This window comes from Nonomuraea sp. NPDC051298, from assembly GCF_055586305.1.
On record NZ_JBVJIM010000007.1, the window covers coordinates 88,569 to 106,885 of the forward strand.

Here is an 18,317-nt window from a genome sequence, read left to right on the forward strand (position 1 = left end):
AGGCAGTGCGCCGCTGCCGGTCACGCCTTCCTTCTCCCGGACAACCAGGTGGCCACCCACAGGATCAGCCCGATCGCCAGCAGCACCCCCGCGATCTGGTACTGGCCCACCGGACGCCCGGACGACCACGGCAGCACCAGGTAGAGGCACGTGATCGTGCCCAGCACGGGAAGGACCCGGCCCGCGTTGAAGTGCTCGGCGCCGGTGTCGTCCCTGCGCAGGACGAGCACGGCCACGTTGACCCCCGCGAAGACCGCGAGCAGCAGCAGCGACGTCGTGCCGCCCAGCAGCGCCACGACCGGGCTGTCGGGAACCAGCGAGACGAACGTGATGAGCCCGATGGCGAGGACGGTGGTGAACACGATCGCCCCGTGGGGGGTGCGCCGGGAGAGGTTCACCTTGGCCAGGAAGGGCGGCAGCACGCCCTGCTTGCTCATGCCGTACAGGAGCCGGCTGGCCATCAGCATGTTGATCAGCGCGGAGTTGGCGACCGCGAACATCGAGATGAACGGCAGCAGGTCGGCGATCGGCACGTCGGGGGCCGCCGTCTGCACCACCGTGACCAGCGGTGTCTCGCTGTCGGCCAGCGCGCCGACGGGCACCACGGCGACCGCGCAGATCGACACCAGCACGTAGATCACCCCGGTGATGCCGAGGCCGGTGAGCATCATGCGGGGGAAGATCCGCGCCGGGTTCTTGGTCTCCTCCGCCATGTTGACCGAGTCCTCGAACCCGACCATCGCGAAGAAGGCCAGCGACGTCGCGGCGCTGATCGCGAGGAACACGTTCTTGTCGGCGGGGGTCTCGAACGCGACGACGCGGGAGAAGTCGGCCTGCCCGCCGAGGATGAAGAACATGCTGAGCACGATGACCAGCAGCAGCCCCGACAGCTCGACCGCGGTGAGCACGACGTTGATCTTGACGCTCTCGCCGACGCCCCGGAGGTTGACGGCCAGCACCAGGAGCATGAACGCCACGGCGATCAGGAGGATGACGCCGTTGCCCACGTCGAGGCCGAAGCCGGTGGCGAGGTTCGCGGCGAAGGCGCGCGAGGCCGCCGAGGCCGAGGTGATGCCCGAGCACATCACCGCGAAGCACACCAGGAACGTCAGCAGGTGTTTCCCGAAGGCCTTGTGCACGTACAGGGCGGCTCCGGCGGCCTGCGGATATTTCGTGACGAGTTCCAGGTACGAGCACGCCGTGATCAGCGCGACGATGAAGGCGACGGCGAAGGGCAGCCAGGCGGCGCCGCCCACCTCGCCGGCGACCTGGCCCGTGAGCGCGTAGATGCCGGTGCCGAGGATGTCGCCGATGATGAACAGCAGCAACAGGCCCGGCCCCATCACGCGTTTCAGGCTGGGCTGATCACCGCCGGCCTCGACGGGAGTGGGAGGACTGATCTGAGCCATGAGGGGGTTGTTCCTTGTCGTACGTCAGCCCGGGGGCTGCATGGACATGTACCGGCGTCATGGGCACGGAAGGCGAGGACGCCACTCGGCGGCTTCGTGATCTAGACAGTCATCCTGACACTTTACGGTCACCTCCAGTCATCTGTGAACAGGTCGTCACACTGGGCTGACGAGGGCGGGCCCGACGAGGGCCGGAGGGACGAGACCGGACAGATCCGGACGAGGCGGGTGGGGGAACGGCGGGCACGGGCTTTCCGGGGCCGGCCAGCAGTCCGGCGGGGCCCCGGTGGGGCTCCGGTGGCCCGCTGCGGCGGCGCACTCGGCCAGATCTTCGCTTACTGTGCATCTCGGGGGGACGCTGCGGGACAATGTCCGGGCCCGAGCGAGCGGGTTTGTACGCATTCGGGCTTGTGGACGTACGGGCTTGCGGGCTTACGGGCATGTGGGCGTATGGGAGCACCGGGCGTCCGGGAGCACGGTGCGATGGGGAACGCGGAGGATGACGTCGGGAATGAGCACGCAGGCGCAGGAGCATCTCGGCCCTTACCGGGTGATCGGGAAGATCGGGGAGGGCGGCATGGGCGTCGTCCACCTCGGTGTCGACGCCGGGGGCCGCGAAGTGGCGATCAAGGTGCTGCACCCGCACGTGGCCGCCGACCTCAAGGCGCGCGACCGGCTCTTCCGCGAGGTGGAGACCATGCGGCGGGTGCGCAGCCGGTACGTGGCCGAGGTGATCGACGCCGAGTTGGCGGGCGGGCAGCCGTACGTGGTGACCAGGTTCGTCGCGGGCCGCACGCTGGAGGACACCGTGCTGGCCGAGGGCCCGCTGGCGGCGCGCGAGGTCATCAAGCTCGCCCAGGGGCTGTGCCGGGCGCTGGTGGACGTGCACGCGGCCGGGGTGATCCACCGTGACCTCAAGCCGTCCAACGTCATGCTGGTCGACGGCGAGCCGCTGGTCATCGACTTCGGCATCGCCCACCTGGTGAACGCGGCCAGGCTCACGCAGACGGGGATGTTCGTCGGCACGCCGGGCTACCTCGCGCCCGAGATCATCCGCGACTCGCAGATCACCCAGGCCGCCGACGTGCACGCGCTGGCCTCGACGGTGTTCTTCGCGGCCACGGGGCAGCCGCCGTTCGGCACCGGGACGTTCGAGGCCGTCTGCTTCAACACCATGGAAGGCCGGGCGCAGCTCGACCGGGCGCCCGCCTGGCTGCGCGACTGGCTCGGCCGGGCGCTCCAGGTCGACCCCGCGGTCCGGCCCGGCGCGCGGGAGCTGCTGCGGATGACCGGGGCGCTCGATCCGGCGGCCCGGTCCGGCGAGGGCGCGCGGCTCGGCAGCCGTACGCTGACCATGCACACCGTCTCCGACCTGCTCCCGCCGGTCGAGTACGGCCCGGCGCACCGGGAGGAGCACCCGGCGCCGACCGTCCAGGCGGACCGGCCGGAGGAGAGCCGCCCGGCCCCGCGCCCCGCCGAGCCCGCCGAGCCGTTCGACCTGCGGCGGTTCCTGGCCGGGAGCGGGTTCGTCGGGGTGCTCGGGCTCGTGACGCTGGCGGCGCTGACCGTCGTCATGCCGGTCGTCGTGGGGCTGGTGGTGGCCGGGCTGACGCTGGCGCTGCGCGTCGGCGACCACTACTTCGGCGACACCGGGCGGACGCTGTCGAAGTCCGCGCTCGTGGCGGCGGGCCATCTGGCGCTGTCGCTGGCGGTCGGCCTGGCCGCCGCGGGTTTCCTGAACACGGCCGGGCGGCTGAGCGCCGGGCACGCGGAGTCCCTGGCCGCGGGGGTGTTCACGCTGGGGCTGTTCGTGCTGCCGGGCGCGGGCGCGGTGCGCCGCACCGCCTCACGCACCCTCGCCCGCCTCCTGCCCGGCCACCGCGCGACGGTGGTGAGCGTGGCCGTGATGGGGCCTATCGCGCTGATCTCGGTGATCGTGGCCCTGGTCGAAGGGTTGTAGCGGGACGGGGGCGCGATGCGGCACCCACGTGGGCCTCGACGACGTCCCACGTGGCCGATCGACACTCCGTCCGCGGGGGCGGGTGAGGGGCGGCCGGATCTTCGGGAGCATAGCCTTGGGGCATGGTGCGATTCGCGGTCGGGCTGCCCAACGTCGGAGCGTTCGGGGATCCGGCGCTCCTGGTCGATCTGGCCGTCGCGGCCGAGGAGCACGGCTGGGATGGGGTCTTCCTGTGGGATCACCTGACCTACCACGATCCCGCCTGGCCGGTCGTGAGCCCGACGGTGGTGCTGTCGGCGATCGCGGCCCGTACCCGCCGGGTCCGGATCGGCGTGCTGATGGTGGCACTGCCGCGGCGGCGTTCGCAGACGGTGGCGAAGGAGACCGCGACGCTGGACGTGCTGTCCGGCGGGAGGCTGGTCTTCGGCGCCGGGCTCGGGTCGCAGGACGCCGAGTACGCGGACTTCGGCGAGGACCCCGACCTGAAGGCCCGCGCCGCCCTGCTGGACAGCGGCCTGGAGGAGGTGACCAGGCTGTGGGAACGGCTGCCGCCGTCGCCGGTCCAGCGGCCGAGGATCCCGGTCTGGTGCCCGGGGCGGTGGCCGACGCGGGCGGGGTTCCTGCGGGCCGTACGGTGGGACGGGGCGATGCCCACCTTCCGCGACCACGGGCGGGAGCGGGCGGTGCCGGTCGCGGAGTTCGCGCGGGTGGTGGACTTCCTGCGGGAGCAGCGGGGCTCGCTGGACGGGTTCGACGTGGTGCTGGAGGGGCGGGCGGCCGACGGCCTGGTCGACGGCTACGCGGCGGCGGGCATGACGTGGTGGGTCGAGGCGATGGGCTGGTGGCGCGGCGGGCCGGAGGAGGCCCGCGCGACGATCTCCGCCGGTCCGCCCCGCTGACGGCTCCGGTGCCCAGGTCCGGACTGTACGTGCCCGCTGACGGCCCCGGTGCCGCGGTCCGGCCCGTACGGATGACGGCTCATGGGCCGATGTCCAGGTCGAGGAGGGTCAGGCCCGTGCGGGGGTCGTGGCGGCGGCCCAGATAGCGGGGCGACTGGGTGACGATGACCTCCAGAGTGGGGAAGACCTCGCCGCTGAGCAGGTGGCCGCCCCTGGCCGCGCCGTCGGGGAGCCCGACGACCGCCTGGGCGTGCAACTGGGGGGAGCGGCCCTCGGCGTCCATGGCGAAGTCGCCGATCAGCGCCAGCACCTCGGTCTGCTGGTCGAGGGGGATGCGCCGGTAGTCGCGCAGGGACGGGTCGAAGAAGCCGAGCGTGACCCGGCGGAACCCGCCGATCCCGGTCAGCCGGGCGGCGCGTACCCCGATGTCCGCGGCCCACTCGGTGAGACCGCTCACCACCTCCTCGCCCTCGTCGAACACGACCACGTAGGACTGCTCCACATCGACGGCGAGCCGCTTGCTACGCATGGGCGACCCCTGCCCGCAGGGCCGGGCCCCAACCGGGCGCTTTCGTGGTGACGTCCGTCACGCATGTCTGGCGGAGCCGGTCGAGCGCTGTTACCGTCGATGGTGGAGCGCCGGGAAGTCTGGTCGGCAATGTGATGTCGGGCTGACTATGGGGAGGCGCCCGTGCCCGCCGAAGATCGCCACGAGGCCGTCCGAGTCGTCGCGTGCCGGGGGTCGATGTCTCACCTCCGTGCCCGCGGGCACAGGTTCGTCCCGCGTTAGCAACCCACCGAATCACGCGACCGACCGCGGACCTGGATCGGTGTGTGCTCGTCCTCCGTCCGTGGAAGGTCATCACCGAAGAAGCGGATCTACGACTGAGGAGAGGCGATGGCGACCATCGTCGAGCGGTACGAAATCTCCAAACACCACTTCTGGCTGCACGGCCCGCGATCGGGCCCGCCGGTCGAGTTCGATCCCGCCACCGGAATCTGGAACGTCTACGGCCATCCCGAGCTGCACGACATCCTCGGTGACCCCGCGACGTTCTCCTCCGACACCATGCGCGTGCTGCCGAAGGGTCTGATGCCCGACGACGAGGAGTTCTCGCTGTCGGGCTTCCTCACCCAGATCGACCCGCCGGAGCACGGCAAGCTGCGCAAGCTCGTCAGCAGCGCGTTCACCCGCAGGATCGTCGCGGACCTGGAGCCGAGGATCGCGGCTCTCACGCACGAGCTGCTCGACGCGGCGCAAGAGCGCGGACGGCTGGAGCTGGTGGCCGACCTGGCCTACCCGCTGCCGGTCATCGTCATCGCCGAGCTGCTGGGTGTGCCCAGCAGCGACCGCGCCCTGTTCAAGCAGTGGGCCGACGGGCTGTTCGAGCGCGACCAGAAGATCTCACTGAAGGAACCCGCCGAGACCCAGGACGCGGACCTGCAGGCCGCGTTCCAACCGTGGCGGGAGATGACGAGGTACCTCGCCGACCACGCCGCCGAGCGCCGCCGGCAGCCCCGTGCCGACCTGCTCACCAAGCTGGTCGAGGCCGAGGTGGACGGCGAACGGCTGCCCGACGACCAGGTCGTCAACTTCGCGATCCTGCTGCTGCTGGCCGGGCACATCACCACGACGATGCTGCTGGGCAACACCGTGGTGGCCCTGGACGCCTTCCCCGAGCAGCAGGAGCGGGTACGCGCCGACCGGTCCACGATCCCGGCGGCCATCGAGGAGGCGCTGCGCTTCTTCACCCCGTTCGCCGCTCTGGGCCGCTCGACCACGCGCGAGGCCGAGATCGGCGGCGTGACCATCCCGGCCGACCAGATGCTCCTGCTCTGGGCCGCGGTGGCCAACCGGGATCCACGCCAGTTCCCCGACCCCGACGTCTTCGACCCCGGCAGGGACCCCAACCCGCACCTGGCCTTCGGCCGCGGCATCCACTTCTGCCTGGGCGCGCCCCTGGCCAGACTGGAGGGGCGGGTCGCGATGGGGATCCTGCTCGACCGGCTCCCGTCACTGCGTACCGATCCCGGCGACCCCGCGGTGTTCCTGCCCACGCCCACCATGACGGGCGTGCGCAGGCTCCCGCTGGTCGTCCAGCCGTAACCGACCGTGGGGTCCGGCCCGCGCACGTCCGCGCGACGTGAGCGGGCCGGAACGGGACACCGCGCGCGGCGGCCCGCGAGAGCGGCCGGGCGGCCGGGCGAGCGGGCCGCGACCGGGGCCGGTGCCCCCTTCGGCGGGGGCGGTTGCGATACTCGCGCCATGGCGCTACTCGACGGGACACCCGTCTCCGCTGACATGCTCCAAGCCCTCGGGCTCGCCAACTACGGCCACTTCACCACGCTGCGGGTGGACGGCGGGCGCGTCCGGGGCCTGTCCCTGCATCTGGAGCGGCTCGGGCGTGACTGCCTGGTCACGTTCGGGGCCGACCTCGACCAGGAGCGGGCGCGCGCGTACATCCGGCAGGCGGTCGAGGGCGACGACGGCACGGTCGTCGTGCGCGTCACCGTCTTCGATCCCGACCTGGAGGTGAGCCGCCCCGGGGCCGCGGCGCGCCCGCGCATCCTGGTCACCACCCGGCCCGCGCCCGCCCTGCCGCTCCCCCCGCTCCGCGTCCGGACGACGCGGCACCAGCGGACCCTGCCTCGGGTGAAGAACGTGGGACTGTTCGGCGTGCTGCACAGCCGCCGCGCGGCCCAGCTCGACGGCTTCGACGACGCGCTGTTCCTCGACGACAGGTCCTTCGTCTCGGAGGGCACCACCTGGAACGCCGGGTTCTTCGACGGCGAACACGTCGTCTGGCCGCGCGCCGAGGTCCTCGACGGGGTCACCATGCGCCTGCTCCAGCGGGCTCACGACGCCACGGTCGTGCGGCCGGTCCACTCCGGAGACCTGCCGGGCATGCGGGCCGCCTTCGCCACCAACGCGGCGATCGGCGTCCGTCCCATCGGCCTCATCGACGACGTCGTCCTGCCCGGCGAGCACCCGATCCTCGACACCCTGCGCGAGGAGTACGACGAGATCCCTCCCGAACGCCTCTAATCCGGGCCGGGGTCGCGCGGCGGCGTGCGCCCGGCCAGCAGCGCGAGGCGGGTGGCCCGGCGCGGCGGGCGCGGCTCCGCGGCGCGGCGCTCACCCGAGGCCAGCCGGTACGGCACCAGCGTCACCGTCACCCCGCCGACCAGCAGCAGCCGCTTGCGCAGCCGTGCCGTCATGCGGTTGTGCAGGGCCCGCTCCCACCAGCGTCCGATCACGTACTCGACGATGTAGACGGTGACGAGCTGTCCGGCGTGCCGGGCCCGGCGCTTGCGTATGTGGTCGATTATGGGGCCCACGGTGCTCCGGTAGGGCGAGTCGATCAGCGTCAGCGGCACGTCGGGGGCGTACCGCTGCCAGCCCTCGCGCAGCTCGCGGGTCTCCTCCTCGTCGACGCACACGTGTACGGCCTCCAGCCCGGCCGGCCGGGGCACCGACGCGTACGCGACCGCCTGGAGGGCCGGGGCGCTCAGCCGCGACACCAGCACCATGGCGTGGCCGCCGGACGGGTGATCCACGGCCGCGCCCGGCCGGGTGGCCACGCTTACCTGGTCGTAGTGCCGCCGGATGCCCTTCATGGTCAGGAACAGCGCCGGCATCGCCAGGCACACCAGCCAGGCGCCGTTCAGGAACTTGGTGGTCAGGACGATCACCAGCACCACGGCGGTCACCACCGCGCCGACCGCGTTGATCGCCTGCCGCGGCAGGACGCCCGGCGCGCGCGGCCCGCCCTCCCGCTGCCAGTGCACCACCATGCCGGCCTGGCTGAGCGTGAACGAGACGAAGACGCCGATGATGTAGAGCTGGATGAGCCGGGAGCTGTTGGCGTCGAAGACGACGAGCAGCACGGCCGCGGCGGTGGCCAGCAGCAGGATCCCGTTGCTGAAGACCAGGCGGTCACCGCGCTTGTGGAGGTGCCTGGACAGGAACGAGTCGGCCGACAGGATGGAGGCCAGCATGGGGAAGCCGTTGTAGGCGGTGTTGGCGGCCATGATCAGGATGGCCGCGGTGGTCGCCTGGAGGAGGGCGTACAGGATGCCGCCGCCGAAGACGGCCTGGCCGATCTGGGCCAGCGCCGTGGGCTCGACGTAGCCGGCGGGCGCACCGGCGATCCGGCCCGGATGGTCGGGGTCGATCATCCGTACGCCCGTGAGCAGGGCCAGCGCCGTGATCCCGGAGAACATGGTGATCGACAGCACGCCCATGACGGCCAGCGTGTTGGCCGCGTTCCTGCTCTTCGGCGGGCGGAAGGCGGGCACGCCGTTGCTGACCGCCTCCACGCCCGTCAGCGCGGTGCAGCCCGAGGCGAACGCCCGCAGCACCAGGAAGATCGCCACCAGTCCCGCGGGCTGGACATAGGGTTCGATGGTGAAGTCCGCGCTGATCGCGCGCGGCCGTTCGCCGGTCAGCAGCCGCCACGCCGCGAAGAGGAACATCACGTAGACGGTGGCGATGAAGGCGTAGGTGGGCACGGCGAACCCGCGCCCCGACTCGCGGGTGCCCCTGAGGTTGACCACGGTGAGCACCGCGATGCAGGCCACGCTCAGGGCGACCGACCAGGGCTGGAGGCCGGGCGCGTACGAGGTGATCGCGTCCACCCCGGCGGCGACCGAGACGGCCACGGTCAGCACGTAGTCGACCAGCAGCGCGCTCGCGGCGACCAGGCCGGCGTTGACGCCCAGGTTGGAGCGGCTGACGACGTACGCGCCGCCGCCGTTCGGGTAGGCGTAGCAGGTCTGCCGGTAGGACAGGACGATGATCGCCAGCACGCCCACGATCGCGACCCCCACCCAGCCCGTGAGGTGCAGCAGGGCCAGGCCGCCGAGGGTGAGCGCCATGATGGTCTGCTCGGTCGCGTACGCCACCGACGAGATCGGGTCGCTGCAGAAGACCGGCAGCGCCAGCCGTTTGGGGAGGAGCTGCCGATGGAGGCTCTTGGTCCGCAGCGGCCGGCCGACCAGGAGGCGCTTCGCCCACTCCGTCACGGGGCGGCGGTCACATGCATCGCGGTCTCCCTTCGTCACTCAGCGTAATCGACCGGGTGATCGCGGAGGCTGGTGGCGCGCCGCACGCGACCCACGCCGGCCAGGACGGGGGCGCCCCGCGGGCTGTGCGGGCCGGGCGTCAGTCCTCGGGGGAGACGGCGGTGATCTTGTCGGGGTTCATCATCCACAGCACCTGGTCGATGCCCTGCGCCGAGGCGTTGACCGTGAGCACGGTGAAGACCACGCCGTCGCGGCTCAGCAGCGCGGAGGTCTGCCCGTTGGTCTGCGCCCACGCCACCTCGACGCCCGCCCAGAAGTGACGGGCGAACGCCCTGACGTACTTCGCCACCCGCGACGCGCCCACCACCGGGAACCGGGTGGCGCGCGCCTTGCCGCCGCCGTCGGAGTAGCTCGCCACGTCCGCGGCGAACAGCTCCTCCAGCGCGGCCAGGTCGCCGGAGCGGGCCGCGCTGACGAACGCCGTGAGCAGCCTGCGCTGCTCGGCCTTGGGCACGGGCGTGCGGCGCTCGACGCGTACGCGCTTGCGGGCCCTGCTGACGAGCTGGCGCACGGCCACCTCGCTGAGCCCGACGATCCCGGCGATCTGGCCGTAGGGGTAGTCGAACGCCTCCCGCAGCACGTACGCGGCCCGTTCGGTGGGCGAGAGCCGCTCCAGGAGCAGCAGGACCGCGAACTCCAGCGCCTCGCCGCGCTCGGCCCCGAGATACGGGTCCGCTCCGGTGTCGACGGGCTCGGGCAGCCACTGGCCGAGGTAGGTCTCGCGGCGGACGCGGGCGGACTGCGCGGCGTTGATGGCCAGCCGGGTGGTCGTCGTCGCCAGGAACGCGGCCGGGTTGTCCACCGTGGCCCGGTCGTAGCCCTGCCAGCGCAGCCAGACGTCCTGCACCAGGTCCTCGGCCTCGCTCACGCCGGCCAGCATCCGGTACGCGATCCCGAACAGCCGCGGGCGCACGCCGTCGAACACCGCCGCCGCCCGGTCGAGATCGCCGGGATCGCCGGATCCGTTGTGCGGTGCCGCGTCCGTCACTGTCGTTGTCCCCCCGTCCCGGCGATCGTTTCCGTCCGCATACCCGGAAAGGGGTGGATCACGGCAGCGGCCGTCAGCCGCGCAGGGTGCCGGCGTCTTCGCAGGCTTCGTACGTGGCCGAGGCCCGCCCGAGCTTGCTCTCGTGCTCCAGCAGAGTGACGGCCAGCAGGCTGAGCCCGGTGGCGATGCCCTCCAGCCGCCCGCCCTTCGCCTGCAGGTACGTCCTGGCGTAGTCGTCGTCGCCCAGGGCGGTACGGGTCACGCCCCACGACGTCTCGAACCCGGACCGCACGCCGAACACGTCCCCGGCCATGCCGTCCGCCGTGCACGCCAGGCGGTTCAGGTGGCTGGGGCTGTAGGCGACGCCATCGAGGTCCACGAGTAGGCAGCTTACCTAAAGTGCCTAAACAATGGTGTAAAGGAGACTTTTGATGCTTAAGTGATGATTGTGAGGGACGGCGGATGACGGCGGACGAGCCGTGGCGGCTGCTGGAGCAACTCGTTCAGGAGGTCAATCAGCAGACCGAGCAGCTCAAGGAGATGCAGCGCAAGGTGCGGGAGCTGTCGGCGACCGCGACGTCCGAGGACGGCATGGTGACCGTGACCGTCGGCCCCCGCGGCGAGGTGCGGACGATCGAGTTCGACCCCCGCGTCTATCGCCGGCTGTCGCCGTCCGAACTGTCCGCCTGTGTCGTCGAGCAGATCGGGCACGCGACCCGGCAGGTCTCCGCCGGGATGAAGGAGCTGATGGAGCCCTTCGTGCCTGACCTGCCCTTCGACGACCTCTTCGGGGAGGGGACGGACTTCGAGTCGTTCCTCCCGCGGCCGCCCGGCGCCACTTGATGGGGCTCGACCTCAGCCTGGTGCCCGAGGTGGTCAGGCCGCTGGCGCTGCCGTTGACGGGCGGCGCGGTTCCCGAGGCCGACGTGCCCGGGATCATCGCCGAGGCGCGGGCGCTGGAGAGCCTGGCGGACGATCTGGCCGCGATCAAGGCGGACGGCGCGGGCTCGGTCGCGCGGCTGCTGAGCGGCCATGCGTGGCAGGGACCGGCCAAGGCCGCGTTCGAGCGGTTGTTCGCCATGCTGGGTGGGGAGCAGGGGGGCGGTGGCGAGCGGCAGACGCTGATCGATCTGCTGGAGCGGGCGCTGCGGGAGGAGGCGGCGTCCCTGCGGCAGCACGGCGTGCGGATGGAGCACACCGAGTGGATGATCTACGCGTCGCTGGCGCTGCTCGGCCTGATGATCGTCCGGCTGCTGGTGTTCATCGCGGCGAACGGTCCGGGGGTGTTACGGCTCATCCAGCACCACGCGCTGATGACGCGGATGAGCATTCAGACGTTCAAGAAGCTCGTGCTGCGTAACACGTTGCTGTTCAGCGGGATCATGGGCGGGCTGGACGCCCTCGTGCAGATTCTGCAGTGGGGGTTCGGGGTGCGCGAGGCGGGCGACATCGACTTCGGCTCGCTGGCGGTGTCGGTGGGGAGCGGGGCGCTGACCGGGGTGCTGTTCACCGGCGCGAACGCGGGGTTGTCGCGGTTGCTGAGCCGGCAGACGGTGTATCTCGGGTCGAAGGCCGAGCTGGCGGTGCGCGACAGGGTGGTCGCGATCACGCAGAGCCTGTACGGGCAGGCGCTGGTGGGCGGAGTGGCGGCCACCGGGGGGTCGGTCCCGGGGCTGGCGCTCAGCGGGCAACTCGATGCCGAGCATCTGGCCTATGCGTTCATCTCCGGTGTCGCGGGGGGTGTGGACGTCCCGGCGGCGGCTCGGGTGGGTTACCTGCCGATGAACGACGCGATCGGCGGTCGTCCGTCCGGTGCCGGCTCGGCGTACGCTCCGGGCGGCGAGATCGGCACGATGCTGACCACGGGCGCCGACCCCGGCCCGCCGCCGCCACCCCTGCGGGGCGCGGCCGGAGGGACTCCCGACGACCTGGGCAAGGTTCCCCCAGGGACGACTATCTATCTCTCCCAGCCCTACCAAGGTGAGTCGGTCGCGGGCCAGGTCGTCGGGCGCAGGGAGACGCCCGTGCCCGACGGCGGCGGGCACGGCACCGGCCGAGGCACACCACCGCCCCGCCCACCGGAACCCCCGACGGCCGAACGCGCCCAGCCCGGCCGACCTCCCGCCGACGGCGCTTCGCCCAACGGCGCTTCGCCCAACGGCGCCGCGGCCGGGCGGGTTCCCGCCGACCCCACCCCTGCCGATCCCACCTCGGCCGACCCCGTCAAGGGCGAGCAGGCCGCCGGAGAGCGCGCCCCTGGCGATGGCGTTCCGGGTGACCGCGCCCCGGGTGACCGCGTTCCGGGTGAGCGGGTTCCGGCTGAGCGGGCTGCGGGTGGGCGTGCGCCCGCCGAGCTTGCGCCCGCGGACGGTGCGGGCCCCGCCGCCCCGCGGGCCGAGGCCGGGAGCCCGGCGAGTCTGCCGCGCAGTTCGCTGCTCCCTGCCACCATGTCGGCGAACAGCCCTCCCGCCCTCGACAGCGCCTCCGACGGCGCCTCGGAACGGGAGGCGGCCCAGCCGAGTGCCCAGGGCCGTACGGAACCAAGGAGCGGCGCGGCCGAACCGCCACCGGCCGGTCACGACCGGACCCACGACCGGGCCGGTCAGTCCCGCATTGACGATTCCGCCCTCCCGGCGCCCCACGCTCCACGGGCCCAGGACACCGCGCAGGCGGGCGATCCGCAGGCGTCGCCGCTTTCCAGGACACCCTCCCCTGACCCGGCGGGGCGTCCCCCCGACCAGGCAGCACCGCTCCCGGACCGGGGAGGACCACTCCCGGACCGGGCAGGACGTCCCTCCGACCAGGCAGGGCCGCTCCCGGATCGGGCAGGGCCGCTCCCGGATCAGGGCGGACGGGCCGCGGACGGGACGGGCGCGACGCAGACGGCGGTGGCGGGGCCCGTCACGGTGCGTCCCGCCGAAGCGCCGACCGGTGGGGATCGAACGTCCGAGGCCGCCCTCGCTGATCCCCCTCCAGCGACCGTGGCGGAGGCGGCGGCCGGGCGGCCGCGTCCCGCTGACCAGGGAGCCCCGGCGAGACCCCTGGACGGACCCGCCACCGGCCCTCTCCGCCAGGGCGACCCCGGCCCGTCCGCGGTCCGCTCCAGGGCGCTGCCCGACGACCCGGGCCAGATGGAGCCCGCGACGCGCCGGGTGGCGGCCCTGCTCAGCCAGGACGGCCAGTACAGCCCGGTCAGCGCTCTCGGCTGGAAGACGTCCGACGCCACCACGGTCAAGGGCCTGATGGACTCGATGCGTTCGTCCACGAAGGACATGCTCGCCGGGGGCCAGAAACAGGGGCTGCGCGAGCGGGTCGGCGATCCGGGGTTCGACCTTGTGCTCACCGAGCGACAGGTCGAGGGCAGGACCATCAGGACCTGGCTGGCGGTCGACAGGAACTCCCTGGCGGACGGCCCAGGCAAGCCCGCGCAGGGCCGGCGGATCCTCCGCCAGATGCCGTTCGACTCGCCCGAGGCGCTGGAAACGGCCAGGCGCCTGGCCGTCGAGGAGCTTCTCAAGTCGTACGGATTGGGCGTGGGCGAGATCCTGCCGGCGCGGCTGGCCATGAACCTGGCTGCGGCCGACGAGTTCGGTCTGACCAACCTCCTCGACCTGCAGACGTACGGAGATTCCAGCCGCAACAGGACCGCCAGGAAGTACTACGCGAACAGCGGCGACATGCGGCGTGACTTCCTTCGCGCGCAGTACGAGCTGACCCAGCGCGAGCTGGCCCGGTACGGCATCGAGGAGCTGGTGCTCTACCGGGGGATGCGGTTCGACCAGGGCTACCCGATCGCGGGCCTGGACGGCGTCGCCGACGGCGAGGTCGTCCAGGCTCCACCGGGTCTGCCGCTGCAGTCGTGGAGTTCCGCGCAGAGCGTGGCCAAGCGGTACACCGGCCTGGGCGAGGGGGTGGTCATGGCAGGCGTCTTCCCCGCCTCGCGCGTGCTGTCCACGCCGTGGACGGGGTTGGGCGTGCTTCCGCTCGGCGAGTTCGTGCTGCTCGCCGGGCCGGGCGAGGTGACCGTGCGGAACCCGCCGCACGTCGTCCCGGCCGATCCCGGCACGGCCGGCCTGCCGCCCGGCTGGCAGGCCGCCAAGCTCTCCAACCGATGGACGGAGTGCGCGCTGGGACACAGTCACCGGGGGGCCGAAGGGCAGGCGGGTCTGCTGGCCTACCACCGCGTCTCCGGTGACGACGTCCGCGTCCTCATGCAACTGCGTTCCATGGAGACGGACCATGGGGGGACCTGGGATCTGCCCGGCAGCCCGCGCGACGGCGGCGAGCACCCGGTCCCCGCCGCTCTCCGCGGGGTCGCCGAGCGGAACCGGCTGGATCCGGGCGAGGTGACGGTGCGGGGCGTCCATCGCGACGACCACGGCGGCTGGGTGCACGACACGGTCATCGGCGAGATGTTCAGCCTGGCCGACGTGTGGCCCGCGTCCATGGAGTCCCTCGACAACGTGTGGGTGCCGCTGCGGGAGGTGTCACGCCTCGACCTGCATCCGGACCTCGCCCACGCGTGGCCCGGCCTGCGCGCGGAGCTCGAACACGTCCTGATGGGCCACGAACCTGCCGCGACCACCCCAAAGACGACAAATCCGGACGTGGCCGCTCCGAAGGCGGCGACCCCGGACACGGCTGCTCCGAAGGCGGCGACCCCAGATGTGGCCGTTCCGAAGGCGGTCGCGCCCGAGGAGGCCACCGCGGGGGCGGCCGTCCGGGAGGGGGCGGGGCGGGTCGGGCAGGACCCCCGGGTGCCCGGCCCGCCGTTCCCCGGCGAACACTGGGGGGTGGCGGACGCGCGGCCCCGCAACTTCGCCGAGGCGGCCGCGATCGTCTATCGCTGGACGCCGGGCGACCCCCCGGACCCCGCAGGACCGGCCCAGGACGGCCCGGCGAACCGGATCGAACGGCTGCTCAACGGCGCCCCCGAGAACCGGGGCGGCGGGCCGGACGAGCAACTCCTGGCCGAGGGCCGCCGCCTGGCCGAGGGCCTGCCGGTCACCGACAAGAGCGACAGGACGGCGCTGGCCCTGGCGTCGATGAGCCGGGCTCTCGGCGAACCGAACCCGCGGCGGGCGATCAGCGACGTGGCCGCCGAGTTCGACATGGCGCTCGAAACCGACGCCCTGGTGGATCTCTTCCACGATGCCCGGATGGCCGACCTGTCCCCGGAGAGCGCGCGCGGCCGGGCAGCCCTGGTCGCCGTGCTCAGCCGGGCCATGGAGGTCGACCCGCTCCGCTGGACGGGACGACAGCACCGGTCCGTGTTCGGGCTGAGGGAGGTCACCCCCGGGCAGGCGCGGACCGTGGGGCTGCTGCTCGCGATGACAGGGGAGCCCTACACCCGGAGCAGGGCGGAAAGCCTGGTCCGGCCCCTGCGGCAACAGCACGGCCTCCGGACCACCCGGGAGCTGATCCCGGTGGTCCAGGCGGCCTTCCACGAGGGACACCTCCCGGTCGTGCGGACCAGCGCCGCGGACTTCCTCGCGGCCATGGACCGGTTCCGGCTGGAGGACCCGCGCCTGTGGGAGGGCGCGCTGCTCGCCGACAGGTACGCCGTGACCGATCCCACCGTGGACGCGACCCGCACGCTCGCCCTCCTGGACGAGCTGGTCACCCCCCGCCGCGACACGGTCCCCGACTCCTTCCTCTCTCCGCTGGAGCGCCTGGCCGAGCAGGTCGGGCAGGGACGCCACGTGGAGCAGCTCGTCCACCTGGCCGAGGACGCGCGGGCGCACGGCGCCGATCTCTCCCGGGTACGCGGCCCTCAGCAGGTCGCCGACCTCCTCGCCACCCACCGGGCGCGGGACCCCTACCTGTGGGACGGGCTGCCGATCGCGGCCGACCGCGGCATCCGGGGCCTGGGGCACGACGAGGTGCGAGCGCTGGCCCGGCTGACCGAGATCACGGGCTCCGAGTCGCCGTCGCGGATGTGGGCGCTGGACCCCCTGCGCCGCCTGGCGGGGGACGCGGGCCTCGACCATTCCGCGCCACGGCTGGCGGCACGGGCGGCCGAGCTCCAGCGGGCGGGCTTCGACCTGTTCGGGCCGGTCGATCGGAGTCAGGTGCTCGACGCCCTGACCCACGACGCGAACCGGCCGGAGCCGGTCGGGCCGCAGGGACTGGAGCCGGTCGGGCCGCAGGGACTGGAGCCGGTCGGGCCGCAGGGACTGGAGACGCCGGGGCCGCACGACCTCTCCCCGCCGGCCGTCAGGGACGCCCGTCAGGCGGCGATCCGCGAGCACGCGCAGGCGCGGGAGGCGTACGAGCGGGCCCATCCGCTCCGCCGCGGCGCGTTGTCGCGGTTGCCCGTCAGGGATCCCCTGGTCGCGGTGGCGCGGGATCGGGTCGTCGCGCTGGAGGCTCGGGCCAGGTCGTGGCAGCGCTGGCCGGACCGCCCCGAGGTGTCCTACACGAGGGACTTCGCAGCGTACCGGCGCGCGTACGAGTCGGCGGTGCGACGCGCGGTCAGGGGAGAGCAGGTGGTCCCCTACATGATGGAGGACGCCACCGCGCTCCTGGGGGCTCGCGAAGGCGGCCGCGGGTTCGGCCCGGAGATCGAGTTCGAGCTGCCGCCGCTCGGGATCGGCGAGCGCAGGCTGGCTCTCGCCCGTGACCTGCACAAGGCCGGACTCACCGCCGACGCCCAGGCGCACTCGTACCACGCCATGAAGGATCGGGGCTACCGCTCGGGACGCCCCGGCGACGGCGGGCGCGGCCTGTGGCTGCTGGAGATGGACAGCTCGGTCGGAGGCGAGCTGGTCCCGCCCATCCTGTACGACGAGCGGGCCACGTGGCAGAACCTCGCCCTCGCCTGCGAGATCATCCAGTCGCACGGCGGATGGGCGAGTGTCAGGACCGGCGGGCACAACCACGTCGGCACGTTCGACTACGACCACCTCGTGCCGAACCACGTCACCCTCGTGACCTACGTCCAGCGGCACACCGACACGTTCTTCCGGCTCGCGCACAATCCCGAGCTGGAGAGCCACCGGGGCCTGGAGTACTGCCACCCCAACGAACTGCCCGGCACGGGCTACGCGTCGGTGAGCGCGGTGCGGCAGGCCGACACCCGCCGCAACGTCGTGCTCAATCTGGACGGCATCGCGGGGTCGGCCAAGGACCACGTCGAGTTCCGGGTGTGGGACGGCTCGCTCGACCCGGCGGTGATCCAGGCCCATCTGAAGCTCTCTCTCGCGACGGTGGAGGCCGGTCTCCGGCTCGCGACGCTGGGCCTCCCGCCCAACGGCGGCCACCACGACCGGCTGGGCACGCACGCCGAGCGCTTCCGCGGCGTCCCCGAGCCGGACCTCACCGAGGCGGGCAGCCTCTCCTTCCGCCGTATGGTGGACGAGCTGTTCTGGCGGGAGGCCGACAAGGCGCAGATCACCGCCCTGTACGCGGCCACCCGCTGGACGCTCCCCCCGATGGGCTCCGAATGAGAGGCCGCCCGATGGCTGTCATCATCCGCAACACCTCGGCGACGGCCCCGCCGCCGGTCCCGCCCGCCAAGGACGACGGCCGGCCGTACCGCTTCGAGATGATCCACGCGGGCGGCACCCGCCGCGGCTACGCCGACGAGCCGGTCGAGCTGGTCGGGATGCTCGTCCCCGGCTACGACGGGCTCGCCACCGGCGCGGAGCGCGCGGCGGCGCGGGTGCGGCTCGCCCTGGACGTCCAGGTCAGGCTGCAGGCGCGGCTCGCGGCCGACGGGCGGCTGGACGCGTGCGGCCCGGCCGAACGCGCGGTGATCCTGGGCGGACGGCACGAGCCGCCCGCCCCCGTACGCTGGCAGGCGCCGGTCCCCCTGGTCCTCGTCGCGACCCACTACGAGCCCCAAGGGGCGCTGCCCCGGCCGGGCGGCCCCGCGGACCTGCAGGTCTGGCTCGACCCGGCCGACGACTGGAGCCTGCTGACCAGCCTGCACACGGCGGGCGTGATCACCGTGAACGCACGTACCAGCCCCTGAG

General features: G+C 72.9%; 12 protein-coding genes. 7 read left to right on the forward strand and 5 right to left on the reverse strand.

Annotation, left to right across the window (positions count from 1 at the left end):
- Positions 1–20: 20 nt before the first annotated feature.
- On the reverse strand, positions 21–1,409 hold the full coding sequence (locus ACZ6S0_RS21960; RefSeq protein WP_465920550.1) for an APC family permease: 1,389 nt from the start codon (positions 1,407–1,409) through the stop codon (positions 21–23).
- A 511-nt stretch (positions 1,410–1,920) separates the two neighbouring features.
- Here ACZ6S0_RS21960 and ACZ6S0_RS21965 point away from each other — a divergent pair.
- Both ACZ6S0_RS21965 and ACZ6S0_RS21970 read left to right on the forward strand, forming a co-directional pair.
- Complete coding sequence (locus ACZ6S0_RS21965) at positions 1,921–3,369, forward strand: serine/threonine-protein kinase (protein ID WP_465920552.1); 1,449 nt, start codon at positions 1,921–1,923, stop codon at positions 3,367–3,369.
- Positions 3,370–3,491: 122 nt separating this feature from the next.
- Positions 3,492–4,268: an LLM class flavin-dependent oxidoreductase gene (locus ACZ6S0_RS21970; RefSeq protein WP_465920556.1), complete on the forward strand. Its 777-nt coding sequence runs from the start codon at positions 3,492–3,494 to the stop codon at positions 4,266–4,268.
- 79 nt (positions 4,269–4,347) lie between these two features.
- On the opposite strand, the gene ACZ6S0_RS21975 is transcribed toward ACZ6S0_RS21970, so the two are convergent.
- On the reverse strand, positions 4,348–4,797 hold the full coding sequence (locus tag ACZ6S0_RS21975) for a PPC domain-containing DNA-binding protein (RefSeq protein ID WP_465920558.1): 450 nt from the start codon (positions 4,795–4,797) through the stop codon (positions 4,348–4,350).
- 369 nt (positions 4,798–5,166) lie between these two features.
- Here ACZ6S0_RS21975 and ACZ6S0_RS21980 point away from each other — a divergent pair, with 369 nt between their 5' ends.
- Both ACZ6S0_RS21980 and ACZ6S0_RS21985 read left to right on the forward strand, forming a co-directional pair.
- The gene (locus ACZ6S0_RS21980) at positions 5,167–6,375 is read left to right on the forward strand and encodes a cytochrome P450 (RefSeq protein WP_465920560.1); all 1,209 of its coding nucleotides are present in this window, start codon (positions 5,167–5,169) and stop codon (positions 6,373–6,375) included.
- Between the two features lie 159 nt (positions 6,376–6,534).
- A complete protein-coding gene (locus ACZ6S0_RS21985) occupies positions 6,535–7,314 on the forward strand; it encodes an aminotransferase class IV family protein (RefSeq protein ID WP_465920562.1) in 780 nt (259 codons plus the stop codon).
- Here ACZ6S0_RS21985 and ACZ6S0_RS21990 read toward each other — a convergent pair.
- The 3 genes from ACZ6S0_RS21990 to ACZ6S0_RS22000 form a co-directional block, all read right to left on the reverse strand.
- Complete coding sequence (locus ACZ6S0_RS21990) at positions 7,311–9,293, reverse strand: APC family permease (RefSeq protein WP_465920564.1); 1,983 nt, start codon at positions 9,291–9,293, stop codon at positions 7,311–7,313. The genes ACZ6S0_RS21985 and ACZ6S0_RS21990 overlap by 4 nt on opposite strands.
- 139 nt (positions 9,294–9,432) lie before the next feature.
- Positions 9,433–10,341 (reverse strand): RNA polymerase sigma-70 factor, encoded by a 909-nt coding sequence (locus tag ACZ6S0_RS21995; protein WP_465920566.1) that lies wholly within the window; start codon positions 10,339–10,341, stop codon positions 9,433–9,435.
- A 73-nt stretch (positions 10,342–10,414) separates the two neighbouring features.
- A complete protein-coding gene (locus ACZ6S0_RS22000; protein ID WP_465920569.1) occupies positions 10,415–10,720 on the reverse strand; it encodes a hypothetical protein in 306 nt (101 codons plus the stop codon).
- An 83-nt stretch (positions 10,721–10,803) separates the two neighbouring features.
- Here ACZ6S0_RS22000 and ACZ6S0_RS22005 point away from each other — a divergent pair, with 83 nt between their 5' ends.
- The 3 genes from ACZ6S0_RS22005 to ACZ6S0_RS22015 are packed head-to-tail and all read left to right on the forward strand — an operon-like array spanning position 10,804 to position 18,316.
- The gene (locus tag ACZ6S0_RS22005) at positions 10,804–11,184 is read left to right on the forward strand and encodes a YbaB/EbfC family nucleoid-associated protein (RefSeq protein WP_465920573.1); all 381 of its coding nucleotides are present in this window, start codon (positions 10,804–10,806) and stop codon (positions 11,182–11,184) included.
- Positions 11,184–17,789, forward strand: a complete 6,606-nt coding sequence (locus tag ACZ6S0_RS22010) for a hypothetical protein (RefSeq protein WP_465920574.1) — start codon at positions 11,184–11,186, stop codon at positions 17,787–17,789. Before ACZ6S0_RS22005 ends, ACZ6S0_RS22010 begins: the two co-directional genes overlap by 1 nt.
- Positions 17,790–17,800: 11 nt before the next feature.
- Positions 17,801–18,316, forward strand: coding sequence for a hypothetical protein (locus ACZ6S0_RS22015; protein ID WP_465920577.1), 516 nt, complete (start codon positions 17,801–17,803; stop codon positions 18,314–18,316).
- Position 18,317: the final 1 nt, after the last annotated feature.